This window comes from Streptococcus sp. 9.1, assembly GCF_016648815.1.
GTDB classification, from domain to species: domain Bacteria; phylum Bacillota; class Bacilli; order Lactobacillales; family Streptococcaceae; genus Streptococcus; species Streptococcus salivarius_E.
The window spans coordinates 135,490-160,462 of the sequence record NZ_JACLQS010000002.1 but is presented as its reverse complement, the minus strand read 5'-3'; the positions used below and the strand labels follow the sequence as shown (position 1 = coordinate 160,462).

Genomic DNA, 24,973 nt, shown 5'->3' with positions numbered 1-24,973 from the left:
TTTCCCTTAAAAAGTCTGTAGATCTACCCAATGAATAAATCCGAAAATTAACTTCTAATGATATAATAATATAGATTTTTAAAATTGTCAAACATTTTTAGTTTGTTTTTTTGAATTAATTTTCATCAAAAAGACCGTTCAATTGGGCAAAGGGATTACTTGCCTCTTTTTTCTCCTGTTGAAGTGCGGCAAAGTCCTCTTCTGACAAGACTTCCCAGTCATTCCCAGAGAGCGAAATTTGTCCTGATTCTTCCTCAGGTGTTAGTACTCTCAAAGGAATATTAAGAAGAATATTATCTAGAATACTCTCATCAAGATTAATGGTATCCCCATCCAAGATAAGAACTAGATTTTCTTCGACTAATTCCTTTTGAAGAGCAGCATCTGCCTCTTGTATAAAGGTTTCTGAAACCGGATAGTTAAAGCTAAGTGTCACAGGTTCAAGTGAACGGCTAGATGGCAAGGTAATATCATAGCTAAGTTGATAGTCCAAAAGGTACAAGCCATTATCATAGGCTACCTGACCACTTGCTTGAATCTTTTCAAGATTTAAAACTTGATCATAGCGTTCTTTAATAGACTCCAACAAAGAAGGTGCTTCGCTAAAGGCGAGCCCCTCTGGAGACTTTCTAACTTCTGAAAGATAAATCATTCTTAATCCTCAAATTAAATTTCCCCATAGGGATCTATTTTCAATCCACAAGACCATAATCCCCTACATTCACGTTTCATTAGAGAGCATGATTATGATTTTAGACTTAATTAGTATTATATCAAATTTTTAAGAAAAAATAACACCTTTAATATTACATATTTCTTAAACTTAGAACTTTTTTCAAAGCTAATGAGAAACTTACTCGGACCCAGTTTTCATCTGTCCTATAGAGTTAGATGAAAGCTCTTAATTATGGTAAAATAAGAGCATTGAAACTAGATAAAAGGAATATATAATGACACCTGAAGATTTTTACAAGGCTTTGAAAGAACTGGGGTTCAATCTCAGCCAAAAACAAAAAGACCAATTCCAACGCTACTTTGAGCTTTTGGTAGAATGGAACGAAAAGATCAACCTTACTGCAATCACAGAAAGAGACGAGGTCTACCTCAAACATTTCTATGATTCTTTGGCTCCTGTTCTTCAAGGGCATATTAAAAATCAAAGTATTCGACTTCTGGATATCGGAGCTGGAGCTGGATTTCCAAGTCTCCCTATGAAAATCCTTTGCCCTGAGCTTGATGTGACTATCATCGACTCTCTTAATAAACGCATCAATTTCCTCAATCTCTTGGCTGATGAACTTGAGCTCAGCGGTGTTCACTTCTATCATGGACGTGCAGAGGATTTTGGACAAGACAAGGCCTTCCGTGCTCAGTTTGATATTGTTACTGCCCGTGCCGTCGCACGCATGCAGGTTCTCTCAGAATTGACTATTCCTTTCTTGAAGGTTGGTGGACAACTTATTGCACTTAAAGCTGCAGCAGCTGATGAAGAGTTAGCCGATGCTAAAAATGCCTTGAACTCGCTTTTTGCCAAGCCTATTCTCAACGAGAACTACAGACTGCCAAATGGGGATGGACGTAATGTCACTATTGTCGATAAGAAAAAAGAAACCCCATATAAATACCCACGTCGTGCTGGAATTCCTAACAAGAAGCCGCTATAACGTTTATCCAAGGAGGTGTCTTACTCCTTGGATTATTATTTACTCTTATGATAACTCGGAGGTTTTCATTGATCAATCGTCTTTCTGTCACGCAAAAGCTGGTGCTCAGCTTTGTCTTTGTCATTATAGTGGGAAGTATTTTACTTAGCCTTCCCATAAGCCACTATGCTAATAGTCCAGAAACAAGCTACCTAGATCATCTCTTCAATACTGTGTCAATGGTCTGTGTAACTGGACTTTCTGTTGTCCCGGTCAGTAAGGCTTACAATGGTCTCGGTCAAATTTTCTCTATGCTTCTCATGCAGACGGGAGGACTTGGGCTCGTCTCTCTTATAGCCTTTAGCACCTATACCCTGAAAAATAAATTAGGACTGAGTGATCAAGATCTCCTTCAATCCGCACTTATCAGGGATAACCAAAAAGATTTGAAAGCTTATCTTTTTAAGGTCTATAAAATTACTTTTTCTATTGAAGCTTTGGCAGCACTTGTGATCATGACTGATTTCGTTCCTCGTTTTGGACTTGGTCACGGCATTTTTAATAGTCTCTTTCTAGCTGTCTCTGCCTTTTGTAATGCTGGATTTGACAACTTAAGTTCTAACAGTTTACAGGATTATGCAACCAATCCAACCATTAACCTTGCTGTAGCTTTTCTCATTATGTCTGGAAGTTTGGGATTTGCAGTTTGGATTGATTTGATTCAACTATTGCGACGTTATATTAAAGATCGTCCAAGGAATTGGAAATTAGCTTGTAGACCTCTCAGCAATCAAAGTCGTCTTGTTCTTATAAGTACAGGCTGTCTCCTCTTAGGAGGAACACTACTTGCTTGGTTACTGGAAATGGATAACTCTAAGACAATCGGTACTCTCAATGTCTGGCAACAACTTCTGGTAAGTTTCTTTCAGACTGTAACCATGCGTACCGCTGGTTTTGCGACTATTTCCTATACCAATGCCGATTTCTCCACAAATCTTCTTTTTATGATTCAAATGATTATTGGGGGTGGTCCTGGAGGAACTGCGGGTGGTATCAAGGTGACAACTGCCTCTATCATGTTCCTGCTTTTTAAGTCAGAACTATCTGTTAACTCGAGCGTTGTTTTTCGAAATCGTATTATATCTAATAAGACTGTTTTGCAAGCATTCACAGTTATACTCTTTTTCCTAACAATGCTCTTTGTCGGCTATGTTATTTTGCTGGAGACTAATCCTACACTATCGCCCCTTGGCCTACTTTTTGAGAGTGTGTCAGCCATTGCTACCGTTGGTGTTTCAATGGATTTGACCCCTAATCTAAATACTCTAGGACGACTCGTTATCATGTCTCTGATGTTCATTGGCCGTGTTGGACCTATCACTGTTCTCTTGAGCTTGATGACCAAAAAAGAAAAGCATGTCTCTTATGCCCCAACTGATATTTCAGTTGGCTAAACAATTTTATTCATTGACAATATTCTGAAAGGATTTTATATGAAAACACAAATTATTGGGGTCCTCGGTTTGGGAATCTTTGGACAAACCATTGCAACCGAACTCTCCTCTTTTGGACAAGACGTTATCGCCTTAGATAATAACTCTACAACAATTGATTCCCTTGCTGATCAGGTGACTAAGGCCGCTGTTGGTGACATTACTGACATTGACTTTCTACGTTCTGCTGGTATTGATACTTGCGATACGGTCATTATTGCAACTGGAGAACACCTAGAATCGTCTGCGCTAGCGCTCTTGCAGTGCAAAAAACTTGGTATTAAGAATATTATTGCCAAAGCTATGAATAACAATTATGAGGAAGTCCTTTACGGAATGGGTGCTAACTGGGTCATCACTCCTGAACGTAGCACAGCAAAAGAATTGGCTTCAAATATCCTCCGCTATAACATATCAAATGTTTTTCATTTAGAGGATGACGTAGCTTTAATTGAACTTAAAATTCCTAGTGAATGGGCTGGAAAGTCCTTGCATACTTTAAATCTAAGACAAAATTATAACGTCAATGTTATTGGTTTTAGAGATGAGAAAAGTGGCAAGTTAAACACCCACTTTGACCCAAGTAAGAAACTACCTGATGAAGGGATCATACTAGTTGTCGCTGACAATCGAACACTAGAAAAATTTGATTATTTAGGATATTTAAAATAACAAAAAACGTTCCAATCTCGTTCATCTAGACAAGACTGGAACGTTTTTAGTTGTGCTTAATAGCATACTTTTACTAAAAGCCAAGAATATCATCCCCATGGATTGTAAAAACGACCATGATTGAGGAAGATTAAGCCTATACTAATCCCCAATAAAAGAATAGCTGACACGATGACAAGGTAATCTTGTTTCATCAAAGATTTATGCACATACCAGGTACGTTTTTTATAGCGACCAAATCGACGTAGCTCCATAGCTGTCGATATGGTATCAATTCGTTCGAGAGATGAAAAAATTAGTGGAAGAACAATTTGGAGATTCCCGCGAATACGTTTGACCAATCCCGACTTTTGCGACAAATCCAAACCACGAGCCTCTTGAGCCTTACGAATCGTAAAGAATTCTTCTTGGACATCTGGAATATAACGCAAGGTTAAACTAACGGAATAGGCAAATTTATAAGGAATTCCAATCTGATTAAGACTAGCCGCAAACTGACTCGGATGAGTGGTCATAAGAAAAAGAATGGCAAGAGGGACCGTTGAAAAATACTTAAGCAATAGATTTGCAAGGTAAAAAAGCTCCTGACTGGTTAGATAGAAACGCCCCCAGCCTTCAATAAGAACTGTCTTTGCTCCGTAAATTTCTTCACCATAACCAGGTGCGAAAAGGTAGACCATAAGTAAATTAAAGAGGGCAATGGATCCAATAATCTTAACAACAAAAGAAATATCTCGCCAACGAATCTTAGCCAAATAAAAGAGATAAATGGAAAGTAAGCCTACTGCTAGGATAAAGCGTGGATCATAGGTTGCCATACAAGCAACTGAAACCAAGATAAAGAAAAGCATCTTACTTGCCCCAGACAAATCATAGAGGAAACCTTGACCGGACTGATAACCAATTAAACGATTAGACATTAGGGCCTCCTTTTTCAATATAATACTGGGTTACTTCTACTGGATCACTTGACAATTTCTGACCCAAAGTATAAAGAGAGGTCTGCTTGAGATTGGCTGACTCTAGTAAATCCTTCTGATTAAGAATTGTAACAGGGTTGTCGTCTGCAATGATTTTACCCTCAACCACAACGAGACAACGATCGCTATATTCCAACATGAGCTGCATGTCATGGGTAATCATCACAATCGTATGACCTTGCTTCTGAAGACTGTCCAAGAAATTCATGATATCTGTGTAAGTCTTGTAATCTTGACCAGCCGTTGGCTCATCCAAGATAATGATTTCAGGTTTCAAAACTAAGATAGACGCAATGGTCACGCGCTTTTTCTGACCAAAGGAAAGCGCAGAAATGGGCCATTTACGAAAACTATAGAGACCACAAGTCTTCAAGACCTCATGAACACGCGCTTCAACCTCAGCCTCTTCAATACCTCGCAAACGCAAACCAAGAGCGACCTCATCAAAAATCATAGTTTGGCTAATCATCTGATTTGGGTTTTGCAAAACAAAGCCTATACGTTCTGAACGCTCGGCGATGCTATCCTGGCTAATATCCTGCCCCTTGTAAGTTAATTTTCCTTGACTTGGGACAAAACCACATAGAGCCTTGGCAAGAGTCGACTTTCCAGCCCCATTTTTACCGACAATCGCTAGTCGCTCACCTTTTTTCAAGCTAAAGGACAGATCCTCTATGATTGCTGGATTATCTCCATAGGAAACGCTAAGCCCCTCAACCTTCAAAATAGAGTCACTCGAACTGTCTTTTTTATCCTTCAAAACTCTGTCTGGCAGAGCAAGGCCAGATAGGTCTAAAGCATCTAATTGACTAAGATTTTGTGCACTCCTTGTGTCAAATCCCAACTGACGTAAAACCGTCACATATAGAGGTTCGCGAATCCCATTTTCTAGCAAGAGCGTACTCGATAAGAGCTCATCTGGGCTACCATTAAAGAGGAGCTCTCCTTCATTGACCAATAAAATGCGGTCAACGGGACGATAAAGAACATCTTCTAGGCGATGTTCAATAATAATCGTCGTAGCTCCCACCTCCTTGTGGATCTTATCAATGAGATCAATGGTTTCCTGTCCTGATTTAGGATCTAAATTTGCCAGAGGCTCATCAAATAAAAGAATAGGACTCTCATCAATCAAGACACCAGCCAAACTGACTCGTTGCTTTTGGCCACCTGATAAATCTTGAGGGCGGTGATTCAAAAGAGAGGTCAAGTCTAGACGCTCAGCCCAGAGGGCTACCTTATCTTTCATCTCACTTTGATCAGCACAATCATTCTCCAAAGCAAAAGCCAAATCCTCGGCTACTGTTAGGCCAATAAACTGACCATCTGGATCCTGCAATACCGTAGATACCAACTGTGACTTATCATAGATAGATTGCTTGAAAATATCCTGACCATCTATCCTTACCTGGCCTTGTGCCTGACCTTTATGAATATTAGGTATGATACCATTGAGACACTGAGCTAGGGTCGACTTTCCACTGCCAGAAGGACCTAAGATGAGGACTTTCTCGCCCTTGGCAATATCAAAGCTGATATCTTTAAGCGTCGCTTCTGCTTGCGCATCATATTGAAATGTAAACTGATTAAAACTAATGTATTTATCCATGTTTCTACTAAAAAAGAGAGGAGGTATCAAAACAAACTGACAGTCCCACTCTCCTATGATTCATGCTAGTCTTTTGTAAGACTACCAGATTGTGTACGTGAGCTAGCATAGATTGCAAGAAGGAGGGTTCCTCCAATTGCAATTGTAATAAAGTTAGCTACGCCAGCTACAAAACTTTGTGCATAAAGGTATGACCAGGCTTGTGCAAATTGGAGTCTATCACCAATAGGGGTAACGATACCATAGGCAATAAGGAGGGCCAATGCTTGTACTAGGTTAAACCAAATCATACTCATCAAAGAAAACTTGCCAGTTGTCACATCATATTTTTTGTTGAATAGACCAATTACAAGTCCTGTAATAGCACTTGCAAGTACCCAAGCCCATGAGATATTTCCGTATTGGATGCCATCTTTAAGCGCATGGCCAATGAAGCCCATAAAGAAACCTGTAATAGGCCCAAAAATCACTGAGAATAGGGCTTGAACAGCATACTGAAGTTGGATGCTAGTATTCCCAAAAATAGGGATATTAACAAACATACCAATGATAATAAAGAGTGCTGCACCAATACCTGTCGCAACTACTGTACGAATTGAATTATTTTTCATAATCTTACTTTAATCTCCTAAACGTTTGATTTCAATGTGCCAGTTAGACCCTACACCAACATTATAGGCCTTGGCAAAAGACCCTTGGTTAATGGCTAAGCCAACACGATAGAGGGAATTGATATAAATAATTGGCTGACCGATACGAACATCCGCAAAAGATTTCCCATAGGTAACTTGGTTTTGGTAGACCAACATATCATTGTTAAAGATGGTTACTTCGAATCGATCACCAAAGTTTGGTTCCAACGCGTAAAAGTCATCACGTGTGATAGAGGTCCACAGAGAGCCGAAACGGACGTCCAAAATGTCAATCGCCCCACGAACCAAATTATCCTCTATGATGGTTTCAACCACTGGAAGCTCTAGAATTTTGTCCACAGGTAACTCAGGACCTACTTCTTCAAAACTGATATGACCAGAAGCTAATTTGGCACCTGTATAGGCATAAACATCACGACCATGGAAGGTATAAGACAGCTCCGTATTACTACGACGATTCTCAACTTCTGAAATTTCACGGACAGCAACGATACCGACATCCTTCTTGATATAAGAAAGTGTTCCGTTATCTGGTGTGACGATATATTGCCCCGTCTTTGTTAAGGCAACCACACTTTTACGTGATGAGCCTACACCCGGATCAACTACCGAAATAAAGGTTGTTCCCTTTGGCCAGTACTCGACAGTCTGAAACAGACGATAGGAAGCTTCAAAAGTGTTGTAGGGTGTAATATCATGTGTAAGGTGATGAACTCCCAAACTTGGTTCTTCTTGAAGAGCCACACCAATCATGGCCGAAACAGCACCGTCAACCAAACCAAAGTCTGATTGAAGCACCAATAAATTATTAGTCATAAATGTTTCACCTTTTCTCTTTGAACGGTTTATTTTACCATATTTTATGGGCTTTTTAAAGATGATAGATTCTTGAGCTAGCTATAGTCTTTGACTATGTTTTCTCCAAAATCAAAAAGCCAGCCAAATAGGCCGACCTTATACAATTATCTATACTTTCTTCCAACGGCTCTTTTCTGCTACTGCTGTAAAAAGTACGTCTGTTGAAGAGTTAAGGGCTGTTTCACAAGAGTCTTGGATGACACCTACGATAAAGCCAACACCAACAACTTGCATGGCCAAATCATTTGAGATACCAAAGAGGCTACATGCTACTGGCACTAATAGAAGGGATCCTCCAGCAATACCTGAGGCACCACAGGCAGAAATAGCTGAAACCACACTAAGAATGAGTGCTGTCGCAAAATCGACCTGAATTCCCAAAGTCGTTACTGCAGCAAGAGTTAAGACATTGATTGTCACGGCTGCCCCAGCCATATTAATAGTTGACCCCAAAGGGATAGAAACTGAATAGGTATCAGGATTCAAACCAAGATCCTTACAAAGTTGAAGGTTAACTGGAATATTGGCTGCTGACGAGCGAGTAAAGAAGGCTGTAATCCCAGAGTCTTTCAAACAACGGAAAACTAGTGGGAAAGGATTTTTGCCCATCATCACAAAAGCAATGATTGGATTAACAACCAAGGCAACAAAGGCCATTGTTCCCACTAAAACAAGGATTAGGACCCCATAATCTGCCAAAACACCAACACCATTCTCAGAAATAGTATTAAAGACAAGACCAAGGATACCAAATGGGGCCAAGTTGATAATCCAACGAACGATTTGTGAAGTCACTTCTGCCAAGGTATTAAGCAAATCCTTCGTGTGATTGCTAGCTGCTCGCATGGCAAAACCAAAGACAACTGCCCATACCAAAACACCAATATAGTTAGCTTGAGCCAAGGCATTGACAGGGTTATCCACCATCTTAAGCAATAAATCTTTAAAGACTTCTCCCACACCTTGAGGTGCTGTCGCTTTAGTCGCTGTAGCTGCTCCCAACTTCAGAGAAATTGGAAAAATATAGTGAGAAATAACTGCCGTCAAAGCAGCCGCAAAGGTCCCAAAGAGATAAAGAACAATAACTGTCTTCATGTTGCTTTGTTGACCTTCTCGCGTTTGGGAAAGGGCATTGGCAACCAAGGCAAAGACCAAAAGTGGGGCAATTGCCTTCAAACCACCAACAAACATGTCTCCTAAGAGACCAATAACCGTAAACTTAGGAACAAGCAAACCAAGCACAGCACCCACTACCACACCAATGGCAATGCGCTTAATTAGACTGGTTCTATTCCAAGTTGAAATAAAACGTTTCATAACTCATTAACTCCTTTTTTATGGTTAGTCAACCATAAAGCATTCGATAGCTTCCATACTATGATAAATATCTGAAATCGTCAAGACATTAGAAAAGCCTGTGGCAAACAGGCTCTCAAATCCTATTTATGACTCAATTTACGAGTCAAGAAATCACCCAAGAATTGGATAAGGAAAATCAAAATCAAAATTAAGAAAGTTGCCAAAATGGTAACTGATGTACTAGAACGGTTATATCCATAGTAGATGGCGATGTAACCAAGACCACCTGCACCGATAGCACCGGCCATTGCAGTTTCACCGACTAGGGAAATCAGAGTTACGGTTGATACACGAACCAACTCAGGTAGACCTTCACCAAGGTAAACCTTAATCGTATCCCAAAGTGTAGCACCACTTGCTTGTGCTGCTTCAATAACGCCACGGTCAAGATCTGCAAGTACCACCTGTACTTGACGTGCAAAGAATGGGAAGGTTGCAGCTGACAATGGAACCAAGGCAGCTGTCATACCAAGGTTAGTCCCCACGATAAAGTAAGTGAAGCCTTTCAAAATCGCCAAGAGGATGATGAAAGGAATGGCACGAAAGATTGAAGTGATTTTATCCAAGATTTGGAAAACAAATTTATTTTCAATAACTCCACGAGGACCTGTCAATACCAAGAAGAGCCCCATAACAAGACCAAGAAGTCCCCCAATGATGAAGGAAATAACCGTCATGTAGAGAGTCGCATAGATGGCGTCTGGCCAAGAGTTAACCCCCTGCATACCGATACGATAAATATCTGGAAAGTTTTGTTGAATCCAATCTGCCATTATTGGGCTCCTTTCTTAAGTACTTGCAAGCTGACACCTGCATTTTCAATCGCTTTTTGAGCAGCAAGAACCTTATCTGCCTCACCATCCAAGACAACGACCAATTCACCAACAGGAGTATCACCTAGAATCTCAACATTACCATAAAGAATGTTACTTGAAACTCCGTAATCTTTGAAAATTTCCGTCAAGAGTGGCTCATCTGTTGAAGAACCAGCATATTTAAGTTGAACGAGAAGGGCTGAGCTTGGTAAGTTTTTCACCAAAGGTTGTGCATTAATCTTAGCCAAGGCATCTTCAATCCCTGCTGCAGTTTCAATAAATTCTTGTGTCAAATCTTCTTGAGGATTTGAGAAGATCTCAAGGACACTACCCTCTTCCAAAAGTTGACCATTTTGCATAACGGCAACACGATTACAAATATCTTTAACAATTTGCATTTCGTGGGTGATCATAACCACTGTCAAACCAAGCTTTTTATTCAAATCCTGCAAAAGTGAAAGAATTTGCTTAGTTGTTTTAGGGTCAAGGGCTGATGTAGACTCATCTGAAATCAAGATTTCAGGATCATTAGCCAAGGCTCGGGCAATCGCTACACGTTGTTTTTGACCACCTGATAATTGTGCAGGATAGTTTTCAGCACGATCAGCCAAATCAACCAATTCCAAAAGACCACGAATTTTTTTGTCTTTCTCTTCATTGCTTAGTTTAGAATGACGAAGGGCAAAGGCTACATTTTCATAAGCCGTCTTTTGAGCCATAAGGTTAAAGTGTTGGAAAATCATCCCAATCGTTTGACGTTTCTGACGCAATTCTTTTGTCGACAATTGGACCTTACCATCTGCAAAAGTCACATCTTTACCGATAGTGATTTTACCAGCTGTAGGCACTTGCAAAAGATTGATTGCGCGCACAAGGGTAGATTTACCAGCCCCTGAATAACCAACAATTCCGTAAATATCACCTTTTTCAATCTGGATAGACACATCCTTAACCGCTTGAATAGTGCGGCGTTTCTGTGTAAAGGTGATATCAATATTTTTCAAATCAATAATGACATTACTCATAACTTGCAATTAACTCCTTAATTAGTTCAATGTGGGTGTAGTAATCTGCTAAGCTAACATTTTCATCCCCACCATGGTCACGACTGTTAGCATTCCCTATACCAAAGGCTGCCATTGGTACACCCAAAGCTTGATGAATCATATGCATAGGCCCTGTACCTGCTGCCGTTGGAAGTACAGCAACACCTTCTTTATAAAAGCCTTTTGCTAACTCAATAACATTGACAATAGCTGGATCAGACATATCACTACGATAACTTTCTTCACCAAGAGTGAAGGTCACCTTGATACGGTCAAATCCTTCTTTTTTAAGGTGAGCCTTGATACACTCCAAAACGTACTCAGGTGTCAAGCCAGGGACCAAACGCATCTCCATCTTAGCTCTGGCTTGAGCTGGTAAGATGGTCTTAACCCCTTGCCCCTGATAACCTGTTGAAATTCCCTCAATAGAAAGAGCAGGCTCAAAATAGTAAGTTTTCAAGAACGCTCGGCGGTCACTTTCTAAAATGGGTAGTTTTAAGCCGTAAATCCTACGAAGACTGTCTGCATTTTCAATGGCATAAGTTTCGATAAGATTCATCTCTCGTTCGTTTGGTTGGACAATCTTTTCATAGATGCCGTCAATAAGGATATGTCCCTGATCATCTCTCATGCTTGAGATAGCATTGAGCAAGTACCATGACGCCGATTCAATCACTGCACCAAATTTAGAGTGGATATCAACATCAGCACTATCGACAGACAAGTCAAAGGTAATAATCCCCTTGTTGCCACCTGTGATTTCCAATTGACCTTTACTATTTCGGTTCCCTTGCTCCCAAACCAATAGGTCTGCTGGAAGAAGGTCATCTCGGTATTTGTCTAAATATTTTTCAAGGTCTGTTGATGCAGATTCTTCAGCGCCTTCCATCATAAACGTAATATTTACAGGAAGATCTCCGACCTCACGAATGTACTTACGAAGAGCTGTCAACCGAGCTGTGATATGGCCCTTATCATCGTCGACACCACGACCATACATATATCCCTTTCGAACAGTCAGACGGAAAGGTTCATCGGTCCATGGCTGATCATTGTCCGCAGGAACAGTGTCATAGTGTTGATAGAAAATAATTGTTTTCGCATCTGGATTTGGACTCTTGAATTTCGCCAAGACAAAAGGTGCCGTATGAGTCTCGTCAATTGTCACCTCTGCGCCAACACCAGAGAAAATCTCACCAAGGTAAGCAGCCACATCATAGAGACCAATATTTTGAGCAAAAATAGATTTTTTAGAAATCAAAGTCCGCAAAACTTCAAAATAGTGCTGAGCAATTTCATCGTTACGAAATTTTCGTAACTGCTCTTCTTCACTTGAAAATGCCATCAAATCGTCTCCTTCATACACGACAAAACGGCGTGCTCTCACACGCCCTCTGTCCTTAGCTTATTTCTTTGAATTAGCTTTCAATTGATCTTGTGTTGGGGCACCTTTCCATGCTGGAAGGTCAACCTTGTTAGATGCATCATAGATGATTTGCGCTACTTCATCATTTTGGTAGGCTTTAATCAAAGTCTTGATAGCATCAGCTTTATTTGATTTTTCCCAATCTTTATTAGCTGCAATGATATTGACCCAATCTTTTAAATCTTGGCTTGGATCTTCTTGGAAGAGAGTTGTGTCATAGTCAACGTTTTGTTGTTGTGCGTATGAGTTGTTAACAACTGCTGCATCTACTGATGAAAGAGTTTGGGCAGCTTGTTCAGCTGCGATTTCTTTAATATCCAATTTCTTTGGATTTTCAGAAATGTTCTTGATAGTTGCCAATTCACCATCTTTAACATCCAACTTAATCAAACCAGCTGTTTGAAGGAGTGTCAAAGCACGGCTTTCGTTTGTACCATCGTTAGGTACTGAGATAGTAGCTCCATCTGGAAGCTCTTTAACATCTTTATACTTAGCTTTTCCGTTTTCAGTACCTGAGAAAAGGTGGATTGGGCTAAGAAGTGTGTCAGCTGCCGCAACAACATCACCTTTATTTTCTTTGTTCCAGTTGTTCAAGAAATAAATGTGTTGGAAAGCATTAACATCGATTTCACCGTTTTTAAGGGCTTCATTTGGTTGGTTGTAGTCTGTGAACTCTTTCAACTCGATAGTAACACCCTTGTCTTTAGCCAATTCTTTAACTTTATCCCACAATGGCTCAGTTGTATCATCCAAAGTCATGATACCAACTGTCAAAGTTTTATCATCTTTAGCTGATTTATTACCACCAGCACCACAAGCAGCCAAAGCTACTGTTGAAGCGACTGCCAATCCTGTAATTCCGAGAATTTTTTTAAGTTTCATAACGAACTCCCTTTAATTGTTTTAAGTGTAAAATTATTATCCCATAGGATGAGAATTGTAGCAAATTGTTTATAATTGTACATCTCTATAGTTTTTAACTATAACGTGTCCTAGATTTTAATTATATGAAAAAGCTGAGAATCATTCCCAGCTCCTTTCTTATTTTTTGCTTGGAACTTTCAAAGCGTCTTTAGTTGGAATATAATCTTTATTTCCAAGGAATTTTTCAGCCAACTTAGCCAAAGTACCATCTTTTTGGAGTTCTTCCAAACGTTTGTTTACAAATTTTTGAAGGTCTTTTTGGTTATCTGCGAACAAGAAGTAGATGTATGGTTGTTGATCAGATTTAAGCTCAATAGTCTTCAAGTTGCTCAATTTATTATTTTTGATGATTGCATTAACAGTTGGTGCATCAAAAATCTTGAAGTCGTACTTGCCTTCATTCAAACTTGTCAACATTTGTGTAATATTTTCATTTGTGTAGTTAAGTTCAACTGGCTTGTCTGAATGTTTATCGTTAAACTCTGTCAATTGAGTAGCTGTCGATGTTCCTTGAACAACCTGCGTTGAGTGTCCAGCAATATCATCATATTTCTTAATATTACTATCTTTTGGAACAGTCAAAACAGCTGGTGTGGTACCAATTGGATATGAGAAGAGATATTTTTGGTCACGTTCTTCTGAATAAGAGATATTGTTCCCAGCCATTTGGTATTTAGCTGAGTCAAGACCTGTGAAGACTGAAGACCATTCTGTTTTTTGGAATTTCACTTCATATTTGTCAGAGTCTTTGAAGACTGCTTTGGCCACTTCCACATCGTAACCAGTCAATTCACCATTTTCTTCATATGAGAATGGTGCTGTTGTCCCAACAGTGGCAAAGTTAATTGTTTCTTTAGCACCTGAAGATTTAGATGCTTCTTTTGATGATTTAGATGAACATGCAGCAAGCAATGCTACTGAAGCAATGGCTACACCTGTAATTCCAAGAATTTTTTTAAGTTTCATAATATTCTCCTTTGAGATTGATTGTTTTTATTGTAACAGAATTCACTAAGCTTAACTAATACTTAAACATAATCAAGGTGATAAGAAAATACTATCACCTAAAAATATCAATTGTTTGACAAGAAAAAAGCAGGAAACCAATAACGATTTCCTACTTCTCCTTATTAATAATGTGACAAACGCTCAATCACTTGCTGGTTATTGAGCACTTCCTGGGCAGGAAAGAAATCAGCTTTGCCATCTTCAAAAAGAAGAACATCAGCCTTTTCATGATGAAGGTGCTTAAAGTGATGAGCAGACATGATAATGGTTTTCCCAACTGAATGAAGCTCATGTAGAAGTTCCCTAAAAAATTCTTCATATTCTTTAGAAAGATTATTGAAGGGTTCATCAAGAATATACACATCTGGATTCGTTACCATGATACTGGCAAAAGCCACTTTCTTCTTTTCTCCACCAGACAGTTGATAGGGAACGCGATCCCTTAAATCTTCAATTTTAAGCAGGGATAGCGTATCTTGGACCCGCTGTGAGACCTCTTCTTCAGTCAGACCTAGCTGACGAGGTCCAAAAGCAATCTCATCATAGACAGTACTATTAAATAATTGACTATCCACATCCTGAAAGAGGATTCCGAGGCGGCTATAAAAATCTCGCTTTCGACGTTTGTCCTTCAACCATTCTTTGAGGTCCTTACCTAAGAAAAGAATGCGTCCAGATTCTTCCTGCTTGAAGCCGGTTAATAAACTGATAAGACTTGATTTTCCAGTCCCGTTTTCTCCCATCAACATCACATATTGTCCTTGTCTAATCTCCAAATCAAGACCAGTAAAGACCTTTTTTTGTTCATAGGCACAGGCCACTTGATTCAATTGAAACATCTCATCCTCCTAACAGAATCTGTCCTAAAATCACTGCTACTAGACTTATCAAGGCCAGCCAGTCTTTCCATGTGAATGACTGTGATGACTTGACATACTCACCAACAAAGCAACGTGCTTCCATGGCTTGAGTCAGTTCCTCACCATAGCGAATAGCTTTAAGGTATAAAATTCCCCAGATATTACTTCCAATCCGGAAACGATGATTGCCACCAAAGCTTCGTGCTTCAATCCCTTTGAGCAAATCCATTAATTGTTTTCCAAAGACATCGATATATTTAATTGTGATATCTATCTGGAGCAGAACAAGATCAGGAAAATGCAGGCCCTTTAAAGCAGCTAACATCTCACTTATCGTACTCGTCTCCGAATAATAAGCAATGGCCAAAGCAATCAAGGGAAGCCTTAAAAGAAAGAGAGGTTGTCCACCGCTAAATAAGAGATGGGGCAAATAAATAATTATAGGGAAGACTAATAATAAAATGGTCTTTTTTAAGGTTCTGACTAAAATGGAATGGGGTAGGAAAGCCACAGCAAATCCTAAGACTAGGGCTAGAATCCATAAGACCGTAATGTTTCGACTAATCCCAACTGAAAAAAGAAACAAGAGGAGAAGCAAAACCTTAGCCGTTGGATGAAAGATTGATGCAACTGACACAGGGCGTGTCTCAAACTTTTGGATAAGAGCTTCCAAATGGTGACGATTTCGGATAAGAAAGCTATTTTTACCAACTTTAGTCACTTCTGGGCGTTCTTCTAACATCCAATCTGGCAGAATCATTTTTCAACCTTTCTACCGAAAATCAAGCGATAGAGGATGAAGAAAATCAAAACAGCAGAGGCCGCACTTAGGATATACCCCAAGGCTTCTGGAATGCCTGCAATACTATAATCTGGGAAGAGGGCATTAAATGAGAAACCATTCAACATTCCTTTTGGCGCTTGGGCTTCCACATGATAATGAGCCAATTTTTCTACCAACTCTTTGACATCCCATTCCGCAAAAGCTGTTCCCGTCGCCAATAAACCAAGTGGTGTTAGGATAATCAAGGCTAGGATAAAGAACAATAAAGGACGTAGTTTTTTAGTCGTTAGTTCCTGAGTATTATCAATATTCAAACGTTCAATGAATTCTTGAACACCAGCTGTGAAGAATCCTTCTACCAGACCGATGAGGAGGTGAGTCAAGCCCATTACTGGAAGTGTCACTCTCAAAGGGTATGGGTTGTAAAGCGGATTACCACTGCTATCTTTAAAGAGAATAGGCTGAATTCCTAGTAAAACTGCAACAGTCAGGGCCGCAGCTACAATCCCAATATAACCTCCAAAAAAGCTGGCAATTACCCTGTTCTTTGTCCACTTATTCAAGAGTTTATAAACAGCATAACCTACAAATGGCATAACAACGGCCATACAAAAGGCATTGGCACCAAAGGCCAAGATTCCACCATCACCAAAGAGCAAGGCCTGCATAGCCAGGGCTACACTAACTGCTAAACAGGAAGCCCAAGGTCCCAACAATATAGCAATTAGTACTGCCCCAACAGCATGGGCACTAGTTCCACCCGGAGCTGGAAGATTAAACATCATGATAAGAAAGGACAAGGAAGTCCCGATTCCCAACATAGGAATCGTTTTTTTATCCGTATCAACTTTAACCTTTACCTCCTTGACGGCCTTATACCAAATAGGCAACATCACTGCTCCCATTGCTGCACAAGTCGTAGGACTCAAGTAATTTTCAGGAATATGCATTTTTATCTCCTCATATCATTTTTTCTCAAATTCAAAGGGGTTAATCCATGTATTTCTTGTCTAAAATAGTCTGCACAGGCATAAATGACGCGACGATTATCCTCAGCAGTTTTTCCTAAGATACGTAACACCAGACCTGGGATATCTAAGGATGAAATAGCAAAATCAGACTCTAAATCCAGATCTTCTAAGTGCTTCTGCAAAGCCTTAACAAAAGCCTCGTCAATATTTGGTGACACCATTACCAAACTATTATAATTACGCCAGCCTTCAAAATAACCAAGTTTAAACATATCTTGTTTCTGAGGCTCTAAGAGGGTCTGATCGCTATAAACAAGCTCATTATCTTGGTAAATCTGTGTCAAATTACGAAAATAATGATATTGAAATGGTAGATCCTCGTGTGACCAACCTGCCGTCACACCATCTGAATAAATCAAGTGAGCAGACTTATCCATATCAATACGACTGGTTTGAAAATAGCGTGATTTTAAATAAGGAATCACTTCATCAGCCATGTACTCCAAATAACTATCTTCTTCAAGTGTGATGGACGTATTCTGTTGCGTTAACTGTCCCTTTTCACACTTGTAGACATAAGTCGGTGTTTGGGTTGTGACTAGGGCATGAGCATCTTTACTAACATCAATGGTTACTTGATACTGCTCACCCTCGACAAATCCCCCACCCATATTAATGAGAAAATAGTAAGGCACACCATTGGCATCCGAATTATCCGCTGACACTCGAGAGTTCCCCTCTTGGTATTTCTTATGAGAGATTGTGCGACCATTTCGATTCGAAAAACCAAGATGGACAAAACCATCATAAACTTGTGTCATCTTACAAGTCCTCTAGTAGGAAATTCTTACGAATCCACTCTTCTACTTCCTTAACATTGTCATCATTATTCAAATTTGTGAAAATGAAAGAATCTTCGTTACGGAAATGAAGGGTATCTTCACGCATACGGTCTAGGTTGGCTCCAACATAAGGTGCAAGGTCAGTCTTATTAATCAAGAACAAATCACTCTTAATCATCCCTTGACCAGCCTTACGTGGAATTTTTTCACCCTGAGCAACGTCAATAATATAAATGGTAAAATCAACCAAATCAGGGCTGAAGGTCGCAGCCAAGTTGTCTCCACCACTTTCAAGGAAAATAACATCCAAATCATGGTTAAAGCGCTCTTGAAGAGTTTCAATCGCTTCAAAGTTCATAGAGGCATCCTCACGAATCGCAGTATGAGGACATCCACCAGTTTCTACACCAATGATACGGTCTTCGTCTAAGCTTGAATTTTTAGCCAAGAAAAGGGCATCTTCTTTTGTATAGATATCGTTAGTAATAACTGCTAAATTTAAGTCGGACATACGTCGTGTAAGACGCTCAAGCAAAAGGGTTTTACCTGAACCAACAGGTCCACCAACTCCAATAATTACAGTACGTTTTGTCATTGTTTTTTCCTCTCAACCTTGTTGATATTTTAGGACATGAATAGGCGGAATACCTGTGTTTCATGTTTCATCTGAGCTAATTCAAGACCAGGCGTATTGGCCCCAAGGTAGGACGCATCCAATTCTTGAATTTCTTGTGTCATTTTTTCTAATTGCGAAAAGCTACGTAAAACAATCTCCTGTCCAGCAAACTGTCCAAGGGGAATGGCACGCACAGCATTTTGAACCATCGTCGAAATCACGCTATAGCCATAAAGTGCTATGGCTTCATTACATCCCAAGCCCTTGTTAAACACATAGAGCGCAAAGACAATAGCTGGATTGCCGAAGACCACACCCTTACGTATTTTAGACTGATAGTCATCCAATACCGGAATAGCATGAAGCCTTTGAATGAGTCGAAGCATTTGCTTAGCAATCATCTTAGTCCCCTGTCTTGTTTCACGCGCTTGCGTCGAAACTGTCAAGACCTTATCATAATGCCAAACCTGCTCTATGTTATCTGTAACCATAGCATCATAAACCAGTTTGATTACAAGACCTTCACCATATTTAAACTGACTAGCTAAATAGGCTTCTTGCCACTCTTCGTAACCTTTATCATCTGTTACAGTGTCTTCACGCAGATAATTTTCCATCCCAAATGAGTGGTTAAATGATCCAATTGGAAAGGTTGAATCAACAATTTGCACAATTTCAAGATAATCTTGCAAAGACACATTAGCAAAGGGATTAATGTTCATGGGCAGTTAAATTCACATGGCGTAGGGGTTTATCAAGGACCACTTCTTCAATCGTGTAGGCAATCTCTTTTTGAGTCAAGACTTGCTCTACAACTGGGTCAACCTCTAAATAAATCTTGGCATCTTTCACCTCAATCGGTTTATGAGTATTCCCAAGAATGTGAGCTGTGATTCCCATTTCATCCATATCTTTAGGTGAGATGACAATCAAATCCTGTGACTCAACACCAATAGCAAGGACATGGTGATCATCGATAAAAAAGGCAGATCCATTTTGCAATTTTTGTCCCTTATCAAGACGAATACCAAATTCATTCCCATGATCACTCTTCACACGAATAATTTTTTTGTTAAGATCGTCACTCGAAAGAATGACTGTTTCAATATGGTATTTATCCACATCGATATCTTTAACAAGAGCGTCTACTTTTGTAAAAATCATACTTTTTCCTTTTCTATTACATTTTAAAAATCTAGCATCAAACTCATATAGCAACTTAATAAAGCACTAAAAACGTTATGGCTATAAAATACAAAAGAGGTTGGAGGAAAAATTCCAGCCTCATTTATATAGCGTCTTCCTTAGAACAAGAAATAACGTTGAGACAATGATGTCGTATGGATTGGCTCACAAGTAACCAACTCATCATCAATAAAGACATCAAAGGTCTGTGGATCGATACGGATTGTTTTTGGAGCGTAGTCATTAAGCTTCATATCACGCTTAGTCAAGTTACGCGTATTCTTAACAGGAAGAACAATCTTATTCAAACCAATTTCTTCTTTGATACCGTGATCATAAGCATATTGAGAGACAAACGTTAGATTTGTTTCATGAACCGCTTGACCGTAAGCACCATATAATTTACGCATGATACGTGGTTGAGGTGTTGGAAGACTTGAACCAGCGTCACCCATAACACCATAAGTTAACATACCACCCTTAAGCACCAACTTAGGTTTTGCACCAAATTGTGCTGGTTCCCAGATAACCAAATCTGCAAATTTACCAACTTCTACAGAACCGATATAGTCTGCAATACCGTTAGTGATAGCAGGGTTAATTGTATATTTAGCCACGTAACGTTTGATACGGTTATTATCGTTAAACTCTGAATCCCCTTCAAGTGGACCACGCTGAGCCTTCATCTTATCAGCTAGTTGCCAACAACGCATTGCTACTTCACCGACACGTCCCATTGCCATGGCATCTGAAGTCATGATACTAAGGGCACCCATATCGTGAAGAACGTCTTCTGCAGCCACAGTTTGTTTACGTACACGTGATTCAGCAAAAGAGACGTCTTCTGGGATTTTTGGATCCAAGTGGTGACAAACCATAACCATATCTAACAACTCACCAATAGCATTTGTGGTGTATGGGTTAGTTGGGTTAGTTGATGATGGCAAAATATTTTCCTTACCAGCAAAGACCATGATATCTGGAGCATGTCCACCACCTGAACCTTCGGTATGGAAGGTATGAACGGTACGACCTTGGAAGGATTCCAAAGTATTTTCCATAAATCCACCCTCATTCAAAGAGTCAGTGTGGACCGCAAAGGAAACATCGTATTTATCCGCAACTTTAAGGGAATTATCGATTCCTGCGTAAGTCGCACCCCAGTCCTCGTGTGTCTTAATTCCTGCTGCACCAGCTTTAATTTGCTCTTCAACCACTTCAGTCTCAGAACCAACACCTTTGGCAAGGAAACCAAAGTTAGCAGGCATATCATCAACAGCTTGCAACATACGAGTAATATGGAATTTACCTGGTGTACATGTTGTTGCATTACTACCGTCAGCGGGACCAGTACCACCACCAAAGAGGGTCGTAATTCCATTATCCAAACCAAATTCAGGAAGGTCAGCAGAAATATAATGTACGTGGAGGTCAATACCACCAGCAGTCACAATCAAACCTTCTGCAGCAATGGCTTCTGTACTAGCACCCACAACAAAGTCCACATTGTCCATTGTATCTGGGTTACCACCGCGACCAATAGCAACAATCTTACCATCACGAATACCGATATCTGCTTTAATAATACCTGTATAGTCAATGATGGTTGCACCTGTAATAATGGTATCAACAACTGATGGATTGTCACGTGTTTCCGTAGCACTAACACCCATACCATCACGCAAAACTTTACCGCCACCGAACTTAGATTCCTGTCCATAAACAGTAAAGTCTTTTTCAATGGCTGCAAAAAGATTGGTATCTCCAAGACGTACGCTATCACCTACAGTTGGTCCATAGTGTTGAGCATACTCTTCACGATCCATTTTAAAACTCATCGATTTGTCCTCTTTCTAGTCTAAGAAACCATTGACCTTGTTATTGAAACCAAAAATACGACGTTTCCCTCCAAAGTCAATAAGTTGTACTGTTTTCGTTTCACCTGGCTCAAAACGAATGGCTGTACCTGCTGGAATATCTAGACGTTTGCCTCGCGCCTTTTCACGATCAAATTGAAGACCAGCTTCGTTTGCTTCATAAAAATGGTAGTGAGAACCCACTTGAGCAGCACGGTCACCCACATTTTTCACTTCAAGACTAATGGCTTCGTAACCACCGTTATAATCAATTGGCTCACTCGCCACATGGTATTCACCTGGAATCATTACACTTCTCCTTACTGAATAGGATCATGAACAGTAACCAGTTTTGTACTGTCCGTAAAAGTAGCTTCAACTTGAATCATTGGAATCATTTCTGCAATACCTTCCATAACATCTTCACGTGTTAAGAGATTGCGAGCTTCATCCATCAGTTGGGCAACAGTTTTACCTTCTCTTGCACCTTCAAGCACATAGTCAGTGATTAAAGCAACTGCTTCTGGATGATTCAATTTGATTCCTTTGTCTTTACGTCGTTGAGCAATCATAGCCGCAAGGCTAATCATCATTTTTTCCTGCTCGCGCATTGTCAATTGCATCGTTTTTCCTCCTTAAATCAATGCTTACCACTTGCCCCAAAGCATCAAAAGCCCTGGAATCCAAGCTGTTACAATTCCTTCAAAAATAGCTAGGTAAGGGACAAATTTTCCTAGATTCTTCTTAAGATTAATTTCAATAAAGGCAGTTAGCCATAGGATACCCCACAAGAACCAAATAATACCATACCAAGCATTACCACCGTATCCAGATGTTAAGCAAAGAATCCCTGCTGGTAGCGTATTAATTGCCACAAATAAACTAAACCACCCATACAAACGTTGATCAAAATCGAAAATCGTATTGATTGCTGAGTAAAGATAGGTGAAAGCAAATAAAAGACCAGTAGCGCTACCATAAAACCATTCAGCGCCTTGCCCTGTACAAGCTCCGTAAGCAATGACAATAATGTTGAGAATCAAACCCAGACCACCCGTAAAGATATTCATGACAACATTTGATTTATCAGGAATACCCTCTAAACGATGGAGTCCATTACTCATCAAAACCATACCAACATAGAGTAGGATGACACCTAACATAAGAACCTCCTAAGTTTTTTATGTTAATATCATACTACTTTGACAACACATGTCAACGAATTTTCAGAAATTTTGCAACATTTAGATGGCAGTCAATCTAACATATAGTGTCAAAAAATGACATCACCTTTGGTGATCCTCGATAGAAGTCCTTTGCTCAATCCTAGATAAACAAACAGTTAATCTCTAAAAAACTATCTTTAGCATTTGACAGTTTCTGACAATATAGCCCGTACAATCTATCATTCAATGTGAACATAATATTTTTTACTCACCTATTTTTCCAACTCATTCTCCAGACCTAAGTCCATAGACCTATTTTTAGTAATTTTACAGTTGGGTGACAAAAATGAACATTTTTTATGATAAAGTCTTTTTTGGACTAACATCCAAAAGGAGAATTATGATGGAAACAAATAACTATACTACTAATTTACAGCTAGTCTCCCAGGAATATTCCGACGAAAAGACTAGTCTTCAAACCAAAACCAAGAAACTCTTGGAATATTTTTCACCAAAAGACATTTGGAAAATTAAGGGACTGATTGTCGCCTGTCTCGTGGCCTGCTTCCTGTATGTCACTTACTTGACCCATTTTTCCTTTGCCTTTCCAACAACCCTTGTCTTGATAAGTACGATTGAACTGGGCTGTCGTCTATTAGGTGGAAAAGCAAAGAGAATGCGACTTGAATCGGCAATATTTATGGTCACTAGTCTACTACAAGGTTTACAAATTAGTCTTTGGGGTCTGCACGACAACTGGGGGAGCGCTCAGATTCTTTGCCTTCATGCGAGTATCCTCCTTTACTTAATGGCACGTACTGGACAAAGTAGTCAAGACCGTTTGGGAATTATGGTTTGGCTAGACCTCATATACACTAGCTGCATCTTCCCACTGAAATATTTCTTTATCGGAGCCTGGACACTACTCTATAAAACAGCACCTAAACAAGAGCTTTCTGAAGAAGAAAAGCACGCAGTTCAGAACCACAAATGGATGATTCTCATTAGTATCATGATTGCCTTGGTACTGACTGTATTCGCTGCTAGTCAGCTTAGTCAGGTCTTGCCTGCTTTCGGACAACTTTGACAACAGTTCTTCCAGACACTTGCTACTCTACTTGATTTCACTATCACCTTCAAGGATAACGGATTATTGTTCTCTCGTTTAATAACCAGTATCCCTCTGGCTCTAGGACTTTTTGCTCAACTCGTTGCAACCTATTTGGCAAAAGAAAAGCCACTTAGTCAAAAACGATTTGAAGGCCGTCTTAAAACAACCCGTCAGTTTCCAAAAGTAGCAGCTTATATCGTACTCGGAAGCCTCTGCCTTACTTATGCCCTATTCATATTAACTGCCACTAGTCAAATGGGAGAACTCCTTTCTCTCAACCAAGTCAACATTCCAGCTCATCAAGCCTCACATATTGCTGTTCAGGGCTTCTGGCAATTAGTTCGAGTCTCTACCCTTAACTTGGGAATCCTAGCTGGACTTTACATTTTTTCTAAAGAAAACTTCTTCACCCACAAGGGGCTTCGTTTGTTGAGTACCCTACTCTTTACTTTTGCTAGCCTCTTTGCCCTTATCGCCGGCTGGAAACTCTTTGGCGTTTATATAGCACTCTATGGTGTAACGCCACGTCGCTTACTGTCAGGTTGGCTTGTCACAGTACTCTTTATTTGGTGTGTCCTAACACTTATTAGACTTTATAAGCCTATCCAGGCAACCCGTCTCGCTGTATTTTATGCAACTATCAGCTTCACCTTGGTTAGCCTCTTAGGTAGCTTTATTTTATAAGAAAAAAGAGTGGAACTAGATTAACTAGTTTCACCCTTTTTATATTGGAGTTATTTTGAATCTCTTGTAGGAAAGGCATACATCACCCAAAGTACTACTAGTAGTGGTGTCGCTTTTAATACAATCCAAGCAACATTGAAATTGGCATCACGTAGACGTCGAATCTGCATAGAAATGGTAGGAAGCGCCGTTGCTGCTATAAATAGAATGAAAGCTGTCAATGTAAAGCCAGCAGCTCTTGTTTCCCCAAGTAAGTCCATCAGTAGGAAAATCAAACTACCGATAATTCCATTAATCAAGACAACCCACCAATAGTCTGATCGTTTTGTACGACCATAAAAATCGAGATAGCCTAACCAAAAATTTTTATATGCCTCTAACATGTTTACACCTCTTAATAGTCTGTTACCAG

Annotated in this window: 28 protein-coding genes; 5 read left to right on the top strand and 23 right to left on the bottom strand. The window is 39.7% G+C overall.

Features of this window, described 5'->3' with window-relative positions; all coding sequences use genetic code 11:
* Window positions 1–115 precede the first annotated feature (115 nt).
* Window positions 116–652, bottom strand: coding sequence for a DUF177 domain-containing protein (locus tag H7T93_RS02970; protein ID WP_175057402.1), 537 nt, complete (start codon window positions 650–652; stop codon window positions 116–118).
* A 298-nt stretch (window positions 653–950) separates the two neighbouring features.
* Here H7T93_RS02970 and rsmG point away from each other — a divergent pair, with 298 nt between their 5' ends.
* The 3 genes from rsmG (at window position 951) to H7T93_RS02955 (ending at window position 3,808) form a co-directional block, all read left to right on the top strand.
* Complete coding sequence (gene rsmG, locus H7T93_RS02965) at window positions 951–1,664, top strand: 16S rRNA (guanine(527)-N(7))-methyltransferase RsmG (protein ID WP_037610619.1); 714 nt, start codon at window positions 951–953, stop codon at window positions 1,662–1,664.
* 68 nt (window positions 1,665–1,732) lie between these two features.
* The gene (locus H7T93_RS02960) at window positions 1,733–3,097 is read left to right on the top strand and encodes a TrkH family potassium uptake protein (protein WP_272127688.1); all 1,365 of its coding nucleotides are present in this window, start codon (window positions 1,733–1,735) and stop codon (window positions 3,095–3,097) included.
* Between the two features lie 39 nt (window positions 3,098–3,136).
* Window positions 3,137–3,808, top strand: coding sequence for a potassium channel family protein (locus H7T93_RS02955; RefSeq protein WP_022496217.1), 672 nt, complete (start codon window positions 3,137–3,139; stop codon window positions 3,806–3,808).
* 89 nt (window positions 3,809–3,897) lie between these two features.
* On the opposite strand, the gene H7T93_RS02950 is transcribed toward H7T93_RS02955, so the two are convergent.
* The 21 genes from H7T93_RS02950 to H7T93_RS02850 form a co-directional block, all read right to left on the bottom strand.
* Window positions 3,898–4,728, bottom strand: coding sequence for an energy-coupling factor transporter transmembrane component T family protein (locus H7T93_RS02950; protein WP_021143559.1), 831 nt, complete (start codon window positions 4,726–4,728; stop codon window positions 3,898–3,900).
* The gene (locus H7T93_RS02945) at window positions 4,721–6,397 is read right to left on the bottom strand and encodes an ABC transporter ATP-binding protein (protein ID WP_021143558.1); all 1,677 of its coding nucleotides are present in this window, start codon (window positions 6,395–6,397) and stop codon (window positions 4,721–4,723) included. The genes H7T93_RS02950 and H7T93_RS02945 overlap by 8 nt, the downstream gene beginning before the upstream one ends.
* Window positions 6,398–6,462: 65 nt before the next feature.
* Window positions 6,463–7,008 carry an ECF-type riboflavin transporter substrate-binding protein gene (locus H7T93_RS02940; protein WP_013990055.1) on the bottom strand — a complete coding sequence of 182 codons (546 nt, stop codon included), beginning with the start codon at window positions 7,006–7,008 and terminating at the stop codon, window positions 6,463–6,465.
* Window positions 7,009–7,017: 9 nt separating this feature from the next.
* Window positions 7,018–7,866 carry an S-adenosyl-l-methionine hydroxide adenosyltransferase family protein gene (locus H7T93_RS02935; RefSeq protein WP_175057400.1) on the bottom strand — a complete coding sequence of 283 codons (849 nt, stop codon included), beginning with the start codon at window positions 7,864–7,866 and terminating at the stop codon, window positions 7,018–7,020.
* 150 nt (window positions 7,867–8,016) lie between these two features.
* The gene (sstT, locus tag H7T93_RS02930) at window positions 8,017–9,225 is read right to left on the bottom strand and encodes a serine/threonine transporter SstT (RefSeq protein WP_175057399.1); all 1,209 of its coding nucleotides are present in this window, start codon (window positions 9,223–9,225) and stop codon (window positions 8,017–8,019) included.
* Window positions 9,226–9,347: 122 nt separating this feature from the next.
* Window positions 9,348–10,040 (bottom strand): methionine ABC transporter permease, encoded by a 693-nt coding sequence (locus H7T93_RS02925; RefSeq protein ID WP_002883771.1) that lies wholly within the window; start codon window positions 10,038–10,040, stop codon window positions 9,348–9,350.
* On the bottom strand, window positions 10,040–11,107 hold the full coding sequence (locus H7T93_RS02920) for a methionine ABC transporter ATP-binding protein (RefSeq protein ID WP_175057398.1): 1,068 nt from the start codon (window positions 11,105–11,107) through the stop codon (window positions 10,040–10,042). The genes H7T93_RS02925 and H7T93_RS02920 overlap by 1 nt, the downstream gene beginning before the upstream one ends.
* A complete protein-coding gene (locus H7T93_RS02915) occupies window positions 11,100–12,473 on the bottom strand; it encodes a M20/M25/M40 family metallo-hydrolase (RefSeq protein WP_175057397.1) in 1,374 nt (457 codons plus the stop codon). The genes H7T93_RS02920 and H7T93_RS02915 overlap by 8 nt, the downstream gene beginning before the upstream one ends.
* A gap of 60 nt (window positions 12,474–12,533) precedes the next feature.
* Window positions 12,534–13,436, bottom strand: a complete 903-nt coding sequence (locus H7T93_RS02910) for a MetQ/NlpA family ABC transporter substrate-binding protein (RefSeq protein ID WP_195917928.1) — start codon at window positions 13,434–13,436, stop codon at window positions 12,534–12,536.
* Window positions 13,437–13,595: 159 nt separating this feature from the next.
* Window positions 13,596–14,444, bottom strand: coding sequence for an amino acid ABC transporter substrate-binding protein (locus H7T93_RS02905; RefSeq protein ID WP_014633606.1), 849 nt, complete (start codon window positions 14,442–14,444; stop codon window positions 13,596–13,598).
* 164 nt (window positions 14,445–14,608) lie between these two features.
* Window positions 14,609–15,325 carry an ABC transporter ATP-binding protein gene (locus H7T93_RS02900; RefSeq protein ID WP_096832789.1) on the bottom strand — a complete coding sequence of 239 codons (717 nt, stop codon included), beginning with the start codon at window positions 15,323–15,325 and terminating at the stop codon, window positions 14,609–14,611.
* A 1-nt stretch (window position 15,326) separates the two neighbouring features.
* The gene (locus tag H7T93_RS02895) at window positions 15,327–16,106 is read right to left on the bottom strand and encodes an energy-coupling factor transporter transmembrane component T family protein (protein WP_096832788.1); all 780 of its coding nucleotides are present in this window, start codon (window positions 16,104–16,106) and stop codon (window positions 15,327–15,329) included.
* Window positions 16,103–17,080, bottom strand: coding sequence for a cobalt transporter CbiM (cbiM, locus tag H7T93_RS02890; protein ID WP_195917927.1), 978 nt, complete (start codon window positions 17,078–17,080; stop codon window positions 16,103–16,105). The genes H7T93_RS02895 and cbiM overlap by 4 nt, the downstream gene beginning before the upstream one ends.
* Window positions 17,081–17,082: 2 nt before the next feature.
* Window positions 17,083–17,922 carry an urease accessory protein UreD gene (locus H7T93_RS02885; RefSeq protein WP_195917926.1) on the bottom strand — a complete coding sequence of 280 codons (840 nt, stop codon included), beginning with the start codon at window positions 17,920–17,922 and terminating at the stop codon, window positions 17,083–17,085.
* Between the two features lies 1 nt (window position 17,923).
* Window positions 17,924–18,538 (bottom strand): urease accessory protein UreG, encoded by a 615-nt coding sequence (gene ureG / locus H7T93_RS02880; RefSeq protein ID WP_002889928.1) that lies wholly within the window; start codon window positions 18,536–18,538, stop codon window positions 17,924–17,926.
* Window positions 18,539–18,567: 29 nt separating this feature from the next.
* Window positions 18,568–19,281, bottom strand: a complete 714-nt coding sequence (locus H7T93_RS02875; RefSeq protein ID WP_002889927.1) for an urease accessory protein UreF — start codon at window positions 19,279–19,281, stop codon at window positions 18,568–18,570.
* On the bottom strand, window positions 19,271–19,723 hold the full coding sequence (gene ureE / locus H7T93_RS02870; RefSeq protein WP_002949549.1) for an urease accessory protein UreE: 453 nt from the start codon (window positions 19,721–19,723) through the stop codon (window positions 19,271–19,273). Before ureE ends, H7T93_RS02875 begins: the two co-directional genes overlap by 11 nt.
* A gap of 140 nt (window positions 19,724–19,863) precedes the next feature.
* A complete protein-coding gene (gene ureC, locus H7T93_RS02865; protein WP_002886560.1) occupies window positions 19,864–21,582 on the bottom strand; it encodes an urease subunit alpha in 1,719 nt (572 codons plus the stop codon).
* 15 nt (window positions 21,583–21,597) lie between these two features.
* The gene (locus H7T93_RS02860) at window positions 21,598–21,909 is read right to left on the bottom strand and encodes an urease subunit beta (RefSeq protein WP_002886559.1); all 312 of its coding nucleotides are present in this window, start codon (window positions 21,907–21,909) and stop codon (window positions 21,598–21,600) included.
* 11 nt (window positions 21,910–21,920) lie between these two features.
* Window positions 21,921–22,223, bottom strand: coding sequence for an urease subunit gamma (locus H7T93_RS02855; protein WP_002886558.1), 303 nt, complete (start codon window positions 22,221–22,223; stop codon window positions 21,921–21,923).
* Between the two features lie 24 nt (window positions 22,224–22,247).
* Complete coding sequence (locus H7T93_RS02850; RefSeq protein ID WP_002886548.1) at window positions 22,248–22,763, bottom strand: AmiS/UreI family transporter; 516 nt, start codon at window positions 22,761–22,763, stop codon at window positions 22,248–22,250.
* Window positions 22,764–23,166: 403 nt separating this feature from the next.
* On the opposite strand from H7T93_RS02850, the gene H7T93_RS09950 reads away from it, so the two are divergent.
* Window positions 23,167–23,853, top strand: a complete 687-nt coding sequence (locus tag H7T93_RS09950; protein WP_230310563.1) for an urease cluster protein — start codon at window positions 23,167–23,169, stop codon at window positions 23,851–23,853.
* Window positions 23,854–23,919: 66 nt separating this feature from the next.
* A complete protein-coding gene (locus H7T93_RS09945; protein WP_230310562.1) occupies window positions 23,920–24,561 on the top strand; it encodes a DUF4153 domain-containing protein in 642 nt (213 codons plus the stop codon).
* 50 nt (window positions 24,562–24,611) lie between these two features.
* Here H7T93_RS09945 and H7T93_RS02840 read toward each other — a convergent pair whose 3' ends face one another.
* Window positions 24,612–24,944, bottom strand: coding sequence for a DUF805 domain-containing protein (locus tag H7T93_RS02840; RefSeq protein ID WP_002886546.1), 333 nt, complete (start codon window positions 24,942–24,944; stop codon window positions 24,612–24,614).
* Window positions 24,945–24,973 lie beyond the last annotated feature (29 nt).